Consider the following 13227-nt stretch of genomic DNA (forward strand, 5'->3'; position numbering starts at 1 on the left):
ACCATATAATTTAATAGAAGTTTTATGCCAATGCAGAATGCTCCCGTTTTACTGGAAGCACCGTTCCTATTGCCTACTACCCATGCCTACTTCTCCAGTCTCACCGCATACCACTGCCAGGACACCCCGGGGGTAACTTCAAACTCACAGGCAGTATCGCGTAGATGTAGAGCTTGCTGTTCAACTAAGTCAAATTTTTGTAAGTCTCTGGGAAAGGGGCCAGGATACTTCTCTAACATGGCTTTGAGCTTGGCCAATAGCTCATCAGGTTCTAAAAAGACCTCCTCGTTGCCAGGAATCAGCAACACAAACATCTCTTCGCTGTACATGGTGGCATCTGCCATAGATTGAGCCTCCGCTTGGCAAGATAGGTAACTCAATCCTAAGGGCTTACCATGGATAAAGTGGAATCACTGCAGCCCAGTCTTGATTTTCAGCATCAGATAACATTTGGCCAGAGAGTAACCACTCACAAAATGGTTGGCAATGATACCATTGGGTATACACCACTATCCCGAGCGGATTACCGGGAAATCAAAGTCTAACGATTTACCGGGTAATACCGTTATTGACTAGCTATCTGACTACAATTTAGCTCCGCTAGTCTAATCAACCGAGACACTTAAATATTAGGCTTGGATGCTTTTCCATAGCCTGTTTCGTTTTTCGGATTCATCAGTTCTTGTTCTGCTATCGACCGCTGCATCATGGTTCAAACCCCGATTTCTACTAATAGCCACGTAGCTCAGTCGTCGGTTCCGGCGATTAATCCTGTAAAGAAAGTATCCAGACTGGAAGGGATTAAGGAACGTAGTCAGTTTCTCCGGGAACCTGTAGCAACCGAGCTTGCCCAAGACACTACTCATTTCAGTGAAGACGGTATCCAGATTCTGAAATTCCATGGGTCTTACCAGCAAGATAATCGCGATAACCGAGTGAAAGGTCAGGAAAAGGATTACCGCATGATGTTGCGGACCCGCAATCCTGGAGGTTTAGTTTCACCGGAAATGTATCTGACCTTAGATGAGCTGTCGGACAAATACGGCTACAGCAACATTCGGGCTACCACTCGCCAGGCGTTCCAGCTCCACGGCATCCTAAAGAAAAATCTGAAGGCCACCATGGCGTCGATTATTCGTAGCATGGGGTCCACCCTGGGAGCCTGCGGCGATTTGAACCGCAATGTGATGGCTGTACCCGCTCCCTTTAAGGACAAACCAGAGTATGTCTATGCCCGGGACTATGCTAACCGGATTGCTGACTTACTCACGCCCCAAACTCCCGCCTACTATGAAATTTGGCTAGATGGTGAAAAGGCCGTCACTGGTGAAGAGCACCCAGATGTCGTCGCTGCGCGTCAGAGTAATGGCAATGGCACCACCTTTCAGGACAGTGTCGAGCCCATTTACGGCACCCACTATATGCCGCGTAAGTTCAAGTGCTCAGTGACTGTACCGGGGGACAACTCCGTAGACGCCTATACCCAGGATGTCACTCTGGTGGTAATTGTTGATGAAAATAAGGAGTTACTGGGCTTTAACGTATTGGCCGGTGGCGGTATGGGACGTACCCATAACAAAGAGGAAACTTTTGCCCGTATTGCTGACGAAATTGGTTATGTAGATAAGGAAGATGTCTATGACTTGGTAAAGGCAATTGTGGCCACCCAGCGTGATTATGGTGATCGTGTACAGCGCCGCCATGCTCGGATGAAGTATCTCATCAACGATTGGGGCGTTGAGAAGTTCCGGGCCAAGGTTGAGGAGTACTTTGGCAAGAGCCTGCAACCTTTTAAACCTTTGCCAGAATGGAAGTTCTATGACTATCTAGGCTGGTATGAGCAGGGCGATGGCAATCTCTTCCTCGGTGTCCATATTGAGAATGGCCGGATTTATGACAATGGTGCATTCAAGATCAAGTCAGCGCTGAAGGAAATTGAATTACGTTATCGGTTGCCCATCCGTCTTACTAGCAACCAAAGTCTGTTGCTAACGGAGATCAACCCAGCTGATAAGGACGAAATTGACCGTATCCTAACTAGCAACGGCATTGAAGCAGATAATCAAATCAATCTGCTTCACCGCTATGCCATGGCTTGCCCAGCTCTACCTACCTGTGGCTTGGCGGTTACTGAGTCGGAAAGAGCTATGCCCACTGTGCTTGACCGAATTCAAGCACTGCTGAATAAGCTAGGGCTAAAGAAAGAGCACTTTGTGATTCGCATGACCGGTTGCCCCAATGGCTGTGCCCGCCCCTACATGGCTGAACTTGGCTTTGTGGGTAGCGCGCCTAATTCCTATCAGCTGTGGCTCGGAGGTTCGCCTAATCAAACCCGATTAGCCCAGCCTTACATGCAGAAAATGAACATTGATGATCTGGAGAGTACTCTAGAGCCAATGTTTGCCTTCTTTAAGAAAGGTCGCCAGTCTGGTGAAAGCTTTGGTGATTTTTGCGATCGCCTCGGTTTCGACGCGATTCGTAACTTTGCTGAATCCTATGTACCTGCCAAGAAGGCATCAGGTCGTCGTAAGCACCGTGTCGGTGTCTCTGGTGAAGTTTACCTACAGCTGAAGGAAGCCGCCGCCACCAAGGGCATGAGCATGGCACAGATTGCAGAGGATGCGATCGCGACTTATCTTAACAACCAAAGTAACTAGGCCCTTTTCCGGGTTAACCAATGGCTAAATTCACCAGTACTCCCAATCGCTGTGTCATCGTTGACGGCGAGGAGCTTTGGATCAGCCGTAGCGTTACCGTTCTGGCCATTGTCGTGGTCGTTTGTGACGGTAACGCCTACGTCCCCCTGAATAAACGTGGTCCTGACCTGCCGTCTGAGGTCGGCAAGTGGTGTTTAGCAGGGGGCTATCTAGACTATGACGAAACCATCGGTGGGGCTATGCTTCGTGAAGTCTGGGAAGAGCTGGGTCTGGATCTTAAGGAGATCCAGGCAAACCATCGACTAGTGGGTTCCCTTGATCAACCTAGTCTAGTTTTTAGTGAGCCCCGCCACTCCCAAAATGTCACCATGCACTATCCTGTGATGGTGTTTCTCAGTCAAGGTGCAGACCTACCGCCGTTAAATCCTCAGGTCAGCAAGGGCGAAGTCACAGACGTTGGCTGGTTTGAGTTGGAGAAAGCCCTGGAAATGGAATTAGCTTTCAAGCACCAGGAAATTCTACGTCGCTGCCTTAGCAACGAATTTGCTAAGATTTGGCCAGCATCGTGTCTGACCTAACGATATCCGCTCAGACTTTTACATCCGCTCGCCATAATCGATATGCGGCCAATTTCTAAACGTCCCCAACAAATCGCTGACAGCCAGTATCAAGCCTTAAGCACCCAGCATCTTTTTAGTCAGTACATGCTGCAGGACCAAATGCGGGACCAGGTGTTTATGGCGTCATTGAGTACCTTCAAAGCTGAACTACAGCGGATCAAAAAGTCGGCATCACTACGTCATGCAAGCCTTGATTGGTATTTAGACGAACTCAATGAGTTAAGACAGCAGTTTGATACCTACGTCAGCACATTACGTCGCAAAGGGTTAATACAGTTCACTCTACCCATGGAATTAGCCTTATTCGCCACCCGCAGCCAGTGGTTTATAAACTACCAAGGACCACAGATTCGTCGGGGATGGCAGCAAGCGGCCCAAGGCTTTCAGCAAATGTCTAACCCAGAAAAATAATAGCCACTAGCCCGAGTGTAGTTGTACGTTGACAAGACCCAAATCAAAATAGTCAGGATCAAAGTCCCCACCGACTTCATCCCATCGGGTCAAATATTGCGGGTCATCGGGGTCATCGAGAATTTCTATTAGCTCGTTGTAACCCCAAATACCGCCACAGCCTTCGGGAGGGCAGCGTAATTCTCCGGTGATGCAGTGGGGATAATGGCCTTGAGGGTCGGCGGGCAAAATCATTTCCACCTCTATAGTGTGAAACCAACCGTCACGTAGGTCATACACGTAACAGAACTGCACCAGATCATCCCTAATGATTTCATTAAGGGGCATTTGCAACAGAGAGGGCTCAGTATCAGATCGCTGCTTACCAATGCGGTAATGATAGTTCGATAAATTTTGCCACCCCATGGCAATTTGCACGATGCGATGCAATTCTTCTAAGTTTGTGGTGGCATTGACCAATAATCGTCGCCATATAGGCGGTTCGCTATCGGTTAAAGTCAGTTTGATTTGATAAATTCGCTCATTGGGCATCAAAGGGCGGCTCCATGTTCGGCTAACCAATCCTCACCCAATTGAATTGTAATATCTGAGTTAAGGTTGCCAGTACTTTCAACCCGCACCTCACCAATGCCTAAAAACTGCTTTAGCATTGATGCACTGGCACGATCACCACGTTGAGCAACGATGCGGGTTTCAGCAAGTGCCTCGTTCAAATCGTAGCCAACACTCACATTGCGATAGCCACTATCGTAGAGAGTATCCACCAAAGACTGGATTGCAACTTCATCACCAGTACTGTCTTGAATCACCACGCTTAAATAGGAAGGGCTGGTAGCCTCCATCATCTGAGCGGCATCTAACCCAAAGTATTGCTCAACCATCTCATCAATTTTTGCGTAATTTGGGAGCCAGTAGCTAAGACTATATTCTGTCGGACTACTAAAGTTACCTGGCAGCATCAACATCTGCACGTCTGAACGGCTAGTTTGAGACCCGTAACCTACCAATGCCACCAATTCTTCTACTGAGAGGTTGGTATCAACATGGGACTGAATAACTGACAAAATCTTCGGGAGTCGGGCGATGGTTGCTGGATTAAGCGTTTGCTCAATGACAGCCCGCATCATTGTCTGCTGGCGCTGTACCCGCCCAATATCGCCATTCTCGTCGTAGCGAAACCGTAGAAATTGCAGCGCCTGATTGCCGTCTAAAGTTTGTCGACCCGCTTTCAGATTGATGTACAGATGCTGGCTATCGTCCTGATATTTCATATCCTGTGGCACATTAACCGTCACGCCGCCCAGAGCATCCAGCAGTTTTTCCACACCCTGCACATTGATACGAACATAGCGGTCGATCGCCACCCCCCCTAGCAAGTCGCTGATGGACTCTGCTGTTAATGCAGGCCCCCCATCCAAATTAGCTTCATTGATTTTTGTCAACATACCATTGACCAATGCCCTGGTATCACGGGGAACAGACATCACCACGAGCTGCCCCGTGCGCGGATTGAAACGCAGCAGCAGCATGGTATCTGATAGGCCCTCAAAGGAGTTAACCAGGGCGTGATATCCCAAGTCCTCTGCACCTGCAACAGACCGATCGAGATCAGAGGTTAGAACTTTGACCCCAAGCACCAGAATATTCACCGGTCTGGTCAAACGGGGGAGGCGCAAACTACTGGTCGCAAGGATAGGTTCATCCTCGCTGAAAACAGCCGCTTCTTCAGGTGACAGCTGACTCTGTAACAGTGGCTGACTATTCATAGACACCGCCAGCAATGCCCCCGTAGCCGCTGAAAACGTCGCTACACTGGCCAATGACACAGTGATCCATGCCCACTTAGGTATGCCCAACCACCCACGACGTTTACGCTGCTTGGGCAATACCGCCTTCTTTATTGGCTGTTTAGCTGATTGTTTTTTGCGGTGTGGGATGGACACAGAATGACCTCAAACCTGGAGAATAATAATTGAGAAGAAGGGCTATGAAAGCGGAAATGTAGCCGTTAGTTTAGCGACTATTGGCCACAATTGACTAATTAATATAGCTACCCTTGCCCAAGGTAATGGAAAACTGCCATACATCAGGGACAGCAGTCCAATTTTTAGCAGAATAGTAGCAGTATTTTTCTGAAAAGACGGATCTTTTCAAAACGCAACATTAATCCGGTAGCCGGCGGCTTAGCTGGCTAACGCCTGGGAGCTTAGTCGATTTCCCTTGGAATATCCGTAGCATCAGCCATAGATTTGTCAGAAAATAGCCGCTCCCCACAAAGCTACTCGCAATCCAAAATCGTAGGGTCGCCAGCTGGGAAAATTCGCTATGGGCACCCGCACTCAGCAACACAGTTGCTAATAACCATCCCATTCCCAAGACAACGGCTAAGCGACTTACTTGCTTTAGCTGGGCATCAGGTTCATGGGGAGTGCCATAAAGAGTTAACAGAGAGGCAGGAATGCCTAAAACTGGCACAAGGTTTAGATAGAGCCGTAGCCGCAATAGATAGTTAGGTGATGATTGTTTCACAAATAACCTTGACTGCTAACTACCGAAAAACGAGAAATAAGGCTGAATAACGAACAGAACAATCGATAATGTGCGCTGAAAGCTTAAGTGTTTTAGCGGAAGAAATGTATATCTATATTCAATATTATACTTTCACTTTGTAGATACATTTTGGGCTGGAAGGATCGTAATGAACGAAGCATTTTTAACCAATATAGCTAGCAATGCTACCAGCATTCTGATCGCAGTTGGTCTCAAAATTGTTGGGGCGCTCATTTTCTGGATTGTAGGTCGTTGGCTGATCAAATTTGCCATTGGTTTGTTGACCCGTAGCCTTAAAAACACCACCATTGATCCAACACTAATTATCTACCTTAAATCTACCGTTGGTGTTGTCCTAAATGTTGTTTTAGTGGTTGCCATTTTAGGTTTCTTTGGCATTGAAACTACATCTTTTGCGGCCCTATTAGCTGCTGCTGGCATTGCAATTGGCGCAGCTTGGAGTGGTCTATTAGCTCACTTTGCAGCTGGAGCGTTTCTAGTTATTTTGCGTCCCTTCAAAGTCGGTGATTTTGTTGCAGCAGGCGGAGTGACAGGCACTATTGAAGAAGTTGGTTTATTTGTTACCAAAATCAACACTATGGACAATGTAATGACGATTGTCGGCAACAACACAATTTTCTCGGATACAATTCAAAACTTCTCTACCAATCCCTATCGCCGTGTTGATTTAGTTGCTCAGCTCGATAATGCTGTGGAGCCTAGCCAAGCGATCGCACTACTTAAAGAAAAACTAGCTGCCATTCCCAATGTCATGACAGAGCCTGCTCCAGATGTCGAGATTCTGGAATTCAATCCCATGGGTCCTGTTTTGGCAGTACGCCCCTATTGCAACAATAACGACTACTGGCAGGTGTATTTCGATACCAATAAAGTGATTCGCGAGGGCTTTGGTCAAGCTGGTTTCCCAGCACCTGCTCAGCACTTTACTGTGCATCAGCGAGCAGCCTAGAAACGAAGTCTCTCAAGAAACTGACATGTAGATGAAACGGTGAAACCATACCAACGCTCGGCAACACCATTTTGTTAATCCTAACGATTGACTAAAATCAACCTCAAGAGCGATAGACACGTCTATCGCTCTTTTTGATGGAAAGTTTTGACCGATAGCTAGCTGAAAGACAGTTAAGCGCGTAAGCAAAGCAGTATGATCAAGCACTTAGCTCATATTGTCATGCTAAGCACATAAATCCATGAATGCGCTAGGTCAAATCTCATCTGCTCAGTCTAATCAGCTATTGACCCAAGTTCGAAATATCTCTGTAGATATTGGCTTACAGATTATTGTTGCAATTATCATTCTAATCGTGGGTCGTTGGATGGCCTCGTTTGTCAAGCAGCTGATTAAAAAGCTAATGGCAAAGGCTCGCATTGAGCCAACGTTAATCTCTTTTGCTAGTAATATCCTTTATTACGGGACCTTAGCCTTTTTTATTTTGGCAGCCCTGGGTCAGCTAGGAATTGAAACAACATCGCTGGTTGCTGTTCTGGGTGCTGCAGGCCTGGCGATAGGTTTGGCCTTGCAGGGATCGCTGTCAAACTTTGCCGCAGGCATCTTAATCATTTTATTTCAGCCCTTTCGAGTAGGAGACTGGATAGAAGCGGCTGATATCAATGGCATTGTGGAAGAGATCCAAGTGTTTACAGTTATCCTACGCACCTTGGACAATCGCACCGTAATTGTGCCGAACAGCAAGCTGACCGATAACAACATCATTAATTATTCAGCCAAGGGAATATTGCGGGTGGATCTGGTAATCGGTGTGGCCTATCAGGAAAATTTGGCCAAGGTTAAACAATTGACCTTGGAAGTTTTGGCAGGTCAAGACTTGGTGCTAGCAGAGCCTAAACCTACGGTAGGGGTCCTAGAGCTGGCTGATAGCAGCGTTAATCTGGCTGTGCGGCCTTGGACTAAAACTGAGAACTACTGGAATGTATATTTCGGCGTTCAGGAATCCCTTAAAACACGGTTTGATGAAGTTGGCATTAGTATTCCATTCCCTCAGAGAGAGGTTCATCTAATTAGGGAGAAATAACGGGAATAATTCCTAAAAAGCTATTCTATTTTGAGTTTGAGAGGAGTCCATTGAGACGTTCTACAATCTTTTTATCCCTGACACTACAAGGATCCTGGGCGACTGCTGAGGTGGAATTGCGCTAGGATGGATGTAGAATCCAGAGAGTGGCACTCTTTTGTCAATTTTTCCGGTCTAATATTTTTTAAGATAGCGTAGGGGTAAGTGATGCTGGAATCATATCGCAAACATGTAGCTGAAAGAGCGTCATTGGGGATTCCTCCACTACCGTTAACTGCTGAGCAAACAGCTGATCTCTGTGATCTACTTAAGCAGCCGCCTGAGGGTGAATCTGAGTTTTTGATGCATCTGTTGTGCGATCGCATTCCCCCCGGAGTTGACCAAGCATCCTACGTAAAAGCATCCTTTCTAACCGCCATTGCCAAGGGCGAAACCACGAGTCCATTGATATCGCCCCTAAGAGCCGTGCAGCTACTCGGCACAATGTTAGGTGGTTATAACGTCCAGTCCTTGGTAGATCTACTTAAATCTCCAGATGCAGAACTGGCCCAAGCTGCCACCGATGCACTCAAGAAAACACTGCTTGTATATGACGCCTTTAACGACGTACTAGCGCTAGCCAAGGGCAAGGATAAAGGCAGTGACTACGCCCAACACGTTGTAGATGCCTGGGCTACAGCGGAGTGGTTCACCAGTAAGCCCGAGGTTTCCGACACCATCGATATCACTGTTTTCAAGGTCCCTGGTGAGACTAATACAGATGACCTTTCCCCTGCCCCCCATGCCACTAGCCGTCCAGACATCCCCCTGCATGGTTTGGTGATGCTCGAGTCTAAAATGCCCAATGCCCTAGAAACCATTGCCGAGCTAAAAACCAAGGGTAATCCGGTGGCTTACGTAGGGGATGTTGTTGGTACCGGGTCCTCTCGCAAATCGGCGATGAACTCTGTTATCTGGCATTTGGGTGAAGATATCCCCCACGTTCCTAACAAGCGGACAAGCGGCTACATCCTCGGTGGCAAAATCGCGCCTATCTTCTTCAATACAGCAGAAGATTCGGGTGCTCTCCCCATTGAGTGCGACGTCTCCCAGATGGAAACTGGCGATGTCGTTACCATCCATGTGCGCAAAGGCGAAATTACCAAGGATGGCGCTGTCATTGCCACCTTTAGCCTCACACCTGACACCCTGCTAGATGAAGTCAGAGCCGGTGGACGCATTCCCCTAATGATTGGCCGTGCGCTCACAGATAAAACTCGTGCAGCTTTAGGCCTAGCACCTAGCGATGTATTTATTCGTCCTGCTGCGCCTACTGAGACTGGCAACGGTTACACATTGGCCCAGAAAATGGTGGGTAAAGCCTGTGGTTTGCCCGGTGTGCGACCGGGTATGTCCTGCGAACCACTGATGACGACGGTGGGTTCTCAAGACACCACTGGTCCGATGACCCGCGATGAGATGAAGGAGCTGGCCTGTCTTGGCTTTAGTGCGGGGCTAGTGCTACAAACCTTCTGCCATACTGCAGCCTATCCAAAGCCAGTGGATGTAGAGACCCATGCCACATTGCCAGATTTCTTTTCCTCTCGCGGTGGTGTTGCCCTACAGCCTGGGGATGGCATCATTCACTCATGGCTAAACCGCATGCTGATGCCCGACACTGTGGGCACAGGCGGAGATTCCCATACCCGTTTCCCCTTAGGTATTTCCTTCCCAGCTGGGTCTGGTTTAGTCGCCTTTGCAGCTGCCATCGGTGCAATGCCTCTGGACATGCCCGAATCGGTTTTAGTCAAATTTAAAGGTGAATTACAGCCTGGCATTACACTGCGGGACATCGTTAATGCAATTCCCTACGTAGCTATCCAAAAAGGTCTACTCACCGTCGAGAAGAAGAATAAGAAAAATGTTTTCTCCGGTCGCATTATTGAGATGGAAGGAATGCCTGATCTGAAGCTGGAGCAAGCCTTTGAGTTAACTGATGCAACGGCAGAGCGTTCTGCAGCAGGCTGTACCATCAAGCTTAGCGAAGAGACTGTGGCTGAGTATCTACGGTCCAATGTGGCACTGATGAAGAACATGATCGCCCGTGGGTATGCCGATGCTCGTACTTTGGCACGGCGAATTGCGGCGATGGAAGATTGGCTGGCCAATCCTAGCCTGATGTCAGCGGATGCAGATGCAACCTATGCAGAGGTGATCGAGATTGACCTCAACGAGATTAAGGAACCTCTGGTGGCTGCACCGAATGATCCTGACAACATCAAAACTCTTTCAGATGTTGTTGACGACAAAGTTGATGAGGTCTTCATCGGCTCCTGTATGACTAATATTGGCCACTATCGAGCATCAGCAAAAGTGCTAGAAGGGGCTGGTACTGTTAAGGGACGTCTTTGGATTTGTCCACCCACTCGGATGGATGAACAGCAGCTGCGTAAGGAAGGCTACTACGGCACCTTTGCCGCCGCTGGAGCCCGAACTGAGATGCCTGGATGTTCGCTTTGCATGGGGAATCAGGCCCGTGTGGAAGATGGTGCAACAGTCTTTTCTACGTCCACCCGCAATTTCAATAACCGCATGGGTAAAGGTGCTCAGGTATATCTAGGTTCTGCAGAACTGGCAGCTGCCTGTGCATTGCTGGGCCGAATTCCCAACATGGAAGAATATTTGGAGATTGTTGCGAAGAAGCTCGATCCCTTTGCAGATGAACTGTACCGCTATTTAAACTTTGATCAACTCAAAGGTTTTGAGGACGAAGGGCGTGTGCTTTCAAAAGATGAAGAAGAGAAGATTGAAAAAGAAGCACTCTCAGTAAACTAAAGAAAGCTTTAGGCCAGGGCTAACTGTATGGGCTCTGGCCTGTTGAACTCAGGAGAAGAAAAATGAGTGATTCATTAACCCGTCAAACCTGTATTCCTTGTAGTGGCAAGGTTCCACCCGCCAGTGAGGCGGAAGTAGCGGAACTTAAGCCTCAGATTCCGGATTGGGATATTATCTCCGTAGAGGGCATCCCTCAATTACAACGGGTTTACCATTTTAGTGATTTTCAGACCGCCCTGGGGTTCACCAACAAAGTCGGTGATCTGGCTGAAGGGGAGCAACATCATCCGGCTCTACTGACTGAATGGGGTAAGGTCACAGTCACCTGGTGGACCCATGCTCTAAATGGGCTGCATCGAAATGATTTCATTATGGCTGCCAAAACCGATAAAGCTGCCCAAGGATTAACCAGTGATGTTATGGCACCATCTCATCAGGCTGATTGAGCGTATGCCATGTATCTGGAATCTCATCATCGGCAACTAGGAGACGTCGCATGTCCCGGTGAGGGCATATGCTTGGATGTTAATTCTGGGTGTTGATTAAAATTTAGGCAATTAAGCCTTCTTCACGGGCACGAATCTCAGTTTGAATGCGTATATTTTTATTCGCTTCAGGGTAAACGTCCAGGGCATCCTGGACCTTAGACCAATAATGACGAACGGTGCGTTCTGAAACGTTCATTCTTTCGGCAATTATTTTATCTTTGAGACCTTCTTTGAAGGCTAATTCCAGAACCGTGAGCCATTCGGACCTAACTTCTAAACTTGTCCGCATATCACGGGGTGTATAAATCAAGCCTTGCAAAGCCCAAGCGACTTTAGTCAGCATTTCTTTCATCGGCAATTTTTTATCGATAATGGTAAAACCTGCCTGATGAATCGCAATCTGAGGCTTGAGCCGAATCAGTGAACGTATATGGGCACTTTGTACAACAATATTAAGTTCTGGGTAGGTTTCCATGACCTTTCGTAGAAGCTCAATGCCTGTATCCACTTCAGAGGGTGTTTGAGCATCCTGAGGAATGGATAGATCCATGATCAAGAGATCGGGTAATGCGATTGATAATTCCCCTTGGGCCGATTGAGCTGTGTTGGCTGTGGTAATGGCTGCGTCAGGATATTCTTGTGATAAGGCACTGATAGTGCCACTTAAGATTGCTTCATGATCATCAACAATAAGTATCTTGTTACAGGGATAGTCAGAGGCCATGATTTAGACTTGCAATAAAAGATGCGGCATTTTATTCAGGATTTGAGCTGTATTTGCCACTGCAATATCTAACTTAGCTGATCCAGTTGGTAATCTTATCTGTCTTTAGTGTGAGGTATAGGTAGTCAGTGTTAGGGAGTAGGCCGGTTAGCCTCATCCTAGTGACCAGAAAGCAGACCTAACCCCTAATTCCTAAGTCAATGCTTAAACTTAATTAACTGCCGAGATTTGTCGAAGTTGAGCCCCAATTTCAACATCTTCAAACTCAGCCAGACTAGTTAGTAATGCACGTCTATAGTCATTTTCCTCAGGGGTTAGCAACGGATCTGATAGGAGTGCCATGGCGTCGTACCATAGCCCTGCGATCGCATATTTTTGAGCCTGTTGCACCCGATTACCGTCTACCGCACTCAGGTCAATGGGACGGCTAACCACCTCAAACTGTGCGCCTGTGACCTGAGTACTGGATGGACGATCAGGGATGCAAGTCAGCACAATTTGCCACTCATAGACACTGCCTATTTCCAACTCTAGGGTGGCGGGTACCGTATAGCTCATATAGCCTTGCGTGCTCAGGCCAATGTCTAACCCTTCCACAATATCGGCCCAACCCTCACCGGTATATTGGTATAAATTTAGCTGAACGTTATAGGCCTTGGCATCAGGTACATACCAAACCAATGTTGGTTGTGTTGTCAACGTTTGTCCCACCGAGTGTTGTGGGGCAAGGGCTAGTAAATCAAGGGCTGAGGCATCGTCACATCCCCCTCGACGTCCCCCTGAAAGCGTCGGTCCTTCAGGGGCCTTTGTATCTTCCGATGGCATGTAGGCTGCGATCGCAGACATTGAGGATCCTACAATGGTACTGATCAGCGCTAAGCAAGTTATCCGAGTCAATCTACTACCTAA

The 13227-nt window shown here is 47.7% G+C and carries 13 protein-coding genes; 7 read left to right on the top strand and 6 right to left on the bottom strand.

Annotated elements, in window-relative coordinates:
• Positions 1-86 precede the first annotated feature (86 nt).
• Complete coding sequence (locus SPB21_RS27590) at positions 87-344, bottom strand: CRR7 family NDH-1 assembly protein (RefSeq protein ID WP_163663532.1); 258 nt, start codon at positions 342-344, stop codon at positions 87-89.
• A gap of 363 nt (positions 345-707) precedes the next feature.
• Between SPB21_RS27590 and sir the strand changes: the two genes are divergently transcribed.
• From sir to SPB21_RS27605, 3 genes are read left to right on the top strand one after another with little or no spacing between them, the layout of a single operon-like run.
• Complete coding sequence (gene sir / locus SPB21_RS27595; RefSeq protein WP_250564908.1) at positions 708-2657, top strand: sulfite reductase, ferredoxin dependent; 1950 nt, start codon at positions 708-710, stop codon at positions 2655-2657.
• Between the two features lie 20 nt (positions 2658-2677).
• Positions 2678-3235, top strand: coding sequence for an NUDIX hydrolase (locus tag SPB21_RS27600; RefSeq protein WP_163698741.1), 558 nt, complete (start codon positions 2678-2680; stop codon positions 3233-3235).
• Between the two features lie 42 nt (positions 3236-3277).
• Complete coding sequence (locus SPB21_RS27605) at positions 3278-3688, top strand: hypothetical protein (RefSeq protein ID WP_163663529.1); 411 nt, start codon at positions 3278-3280, stop codon at positions 3686-3688.
• A 6-nt stretch (positions 3689-3694) separates the two neighbouring features.
• Here the strand turns inward: SPB21_RS27605 and SPB21_RS27610 are convergent, their stop codons facing one another.
• The 3 genes from SPB21_RS27610 to SPB21_RS27620 form a co-directional block, all read right to left on the bottom strand.
• Positions 3695-4219 (bottom strand): plasmid pRiA4b ORF-3 family protein, encoded by a 525-nt coding sequence (locus SPB21_RS27610; RefSeq protein ID WP_163663527.1) that lies wholly within the window; start codon positions 4217-4219, stop codon positions 3695-3697.
• Positions 4219-5631 carry an LCP family glycopolymer transferase gene (locus SPB21_RS27615; RefSeq protein ID WP_163663525.1) on the bottom strand — a complete coding sequence of 471 codons (1413 nt, stop codon included), beginning with the start codon at positions 5629-5631 and terminating at the stop codon, positions 4219-4221. Before SPB21_RS27615 ends, SPB21_RS27610 begins: the two co-directional genes overlap by 1 nt.
• Positions 5632-5851: 220 nt before the next feature.
• Entirely contained in the window at positions 5852-6217 is a 366-nt protein-coding gene (locus tag SPB21_RS27620) for a hypothetical protein (RefSeq protein WP_163663523.1), read from the bottom strand.
• Between the two features lie 169 nt (positions 6218-6386).
• Between SPB21_RS27620 and SPB21_RS27625 the strand changes: the two genes are divergently transcribed.
• The 4 genes from SPB21_RS27625 to SPB21_RS27640 all read left to right on the top strand — a co-directional run bounded on the left by SPB21_RS27625 (position 6387) and on the right by SPB21_RS27640 (position 11552).
• Entirely contained in the window at positions 6387-7208 is an 822-nt protein-coding gene (locus SPB21_RS27625) for a mechanosensitive ion channel family protein (protein ID WP_163663521.1), read from the top strand.
• Between the two features lie 241 nt (positions 7209-7449).
• The gene (locus SPB21_RS27630; RefSeq protein WP_499868250.1) at positions 7450-8292 is read left to right on the top strand and encodes a mechanosensitive ion channel family protein; all 843 of its coding nucleotides are present in this window, start codon (positions 7450-7452) and stop codon (positions 8290-8292) included.
• A 207-nt stretch (positions 8293-8499) separates the two neighbouring features.
• Entirely contained in the window at positions 8500-11106 is a 2607-nt protein-coding gene (gene acnB, locus SPB21_RS27635) for a bifunctional aconitate hydratase 2/2-methylisocitrate dehydratase (RefSeq protein WP_499868252.1), read from the top strand.
• Positions 11107-11168: 62 nt separating this feature from the next.
• The gene (locus tag SPB21_RS27640) at positions 11169-11552 is read left to right on the top strand and encodes a 4a-hydroxytetrahydrobiopterin dehydratase (RefSeq protein WP_163698737.1); all 384 of its coding nucleotides are present in this window, start codon (positions 11169-11171) and stop codon (positions 11550-11552) included.
• A gap of 103 nt (positions 11553-11655) precedes the next feature.
• On the opposite strand, the gene SPB21_RS27645 is transcribed toward SPB21_RS27640, so the two are convergent.
• On the bottom strand, positions 11656-12318 hold the full coding sequence (locus tag SPB21_RS27645) for a response regulator transcription factor (RefSeq protein ID WP_499868254.1): 663 nt from the start codon (positions 12316-12318) through the stop codon (positions 11656-11658).
• Between the two features lie 210 nt (positions 12319-12528).
• On the bottom strand, positions 12529-13164 hold the full coding sequence (locus tag SPB21_RS27650) for a DUF928 domain-containing protein (protein ID WP_499868255.1): 636 nt from the start codon (positions 13162-13164) through the stop codon (positions 12529-12531).
• Positions 13165-13227 lie beyond the last annotated feature (63 nt).

It is taken from the genome of Leptothoe sp. ISB3NOV94-8A (assembly GCF_043421595.1).
In the GTDB taxonomy this organism is placed as follows: Bacteria; Cyanobacteriota; Cyanobacteriia; order Phormidesmidales; family Phormidesmidaceae; genus Leptothoe; species Leptothoe turfae.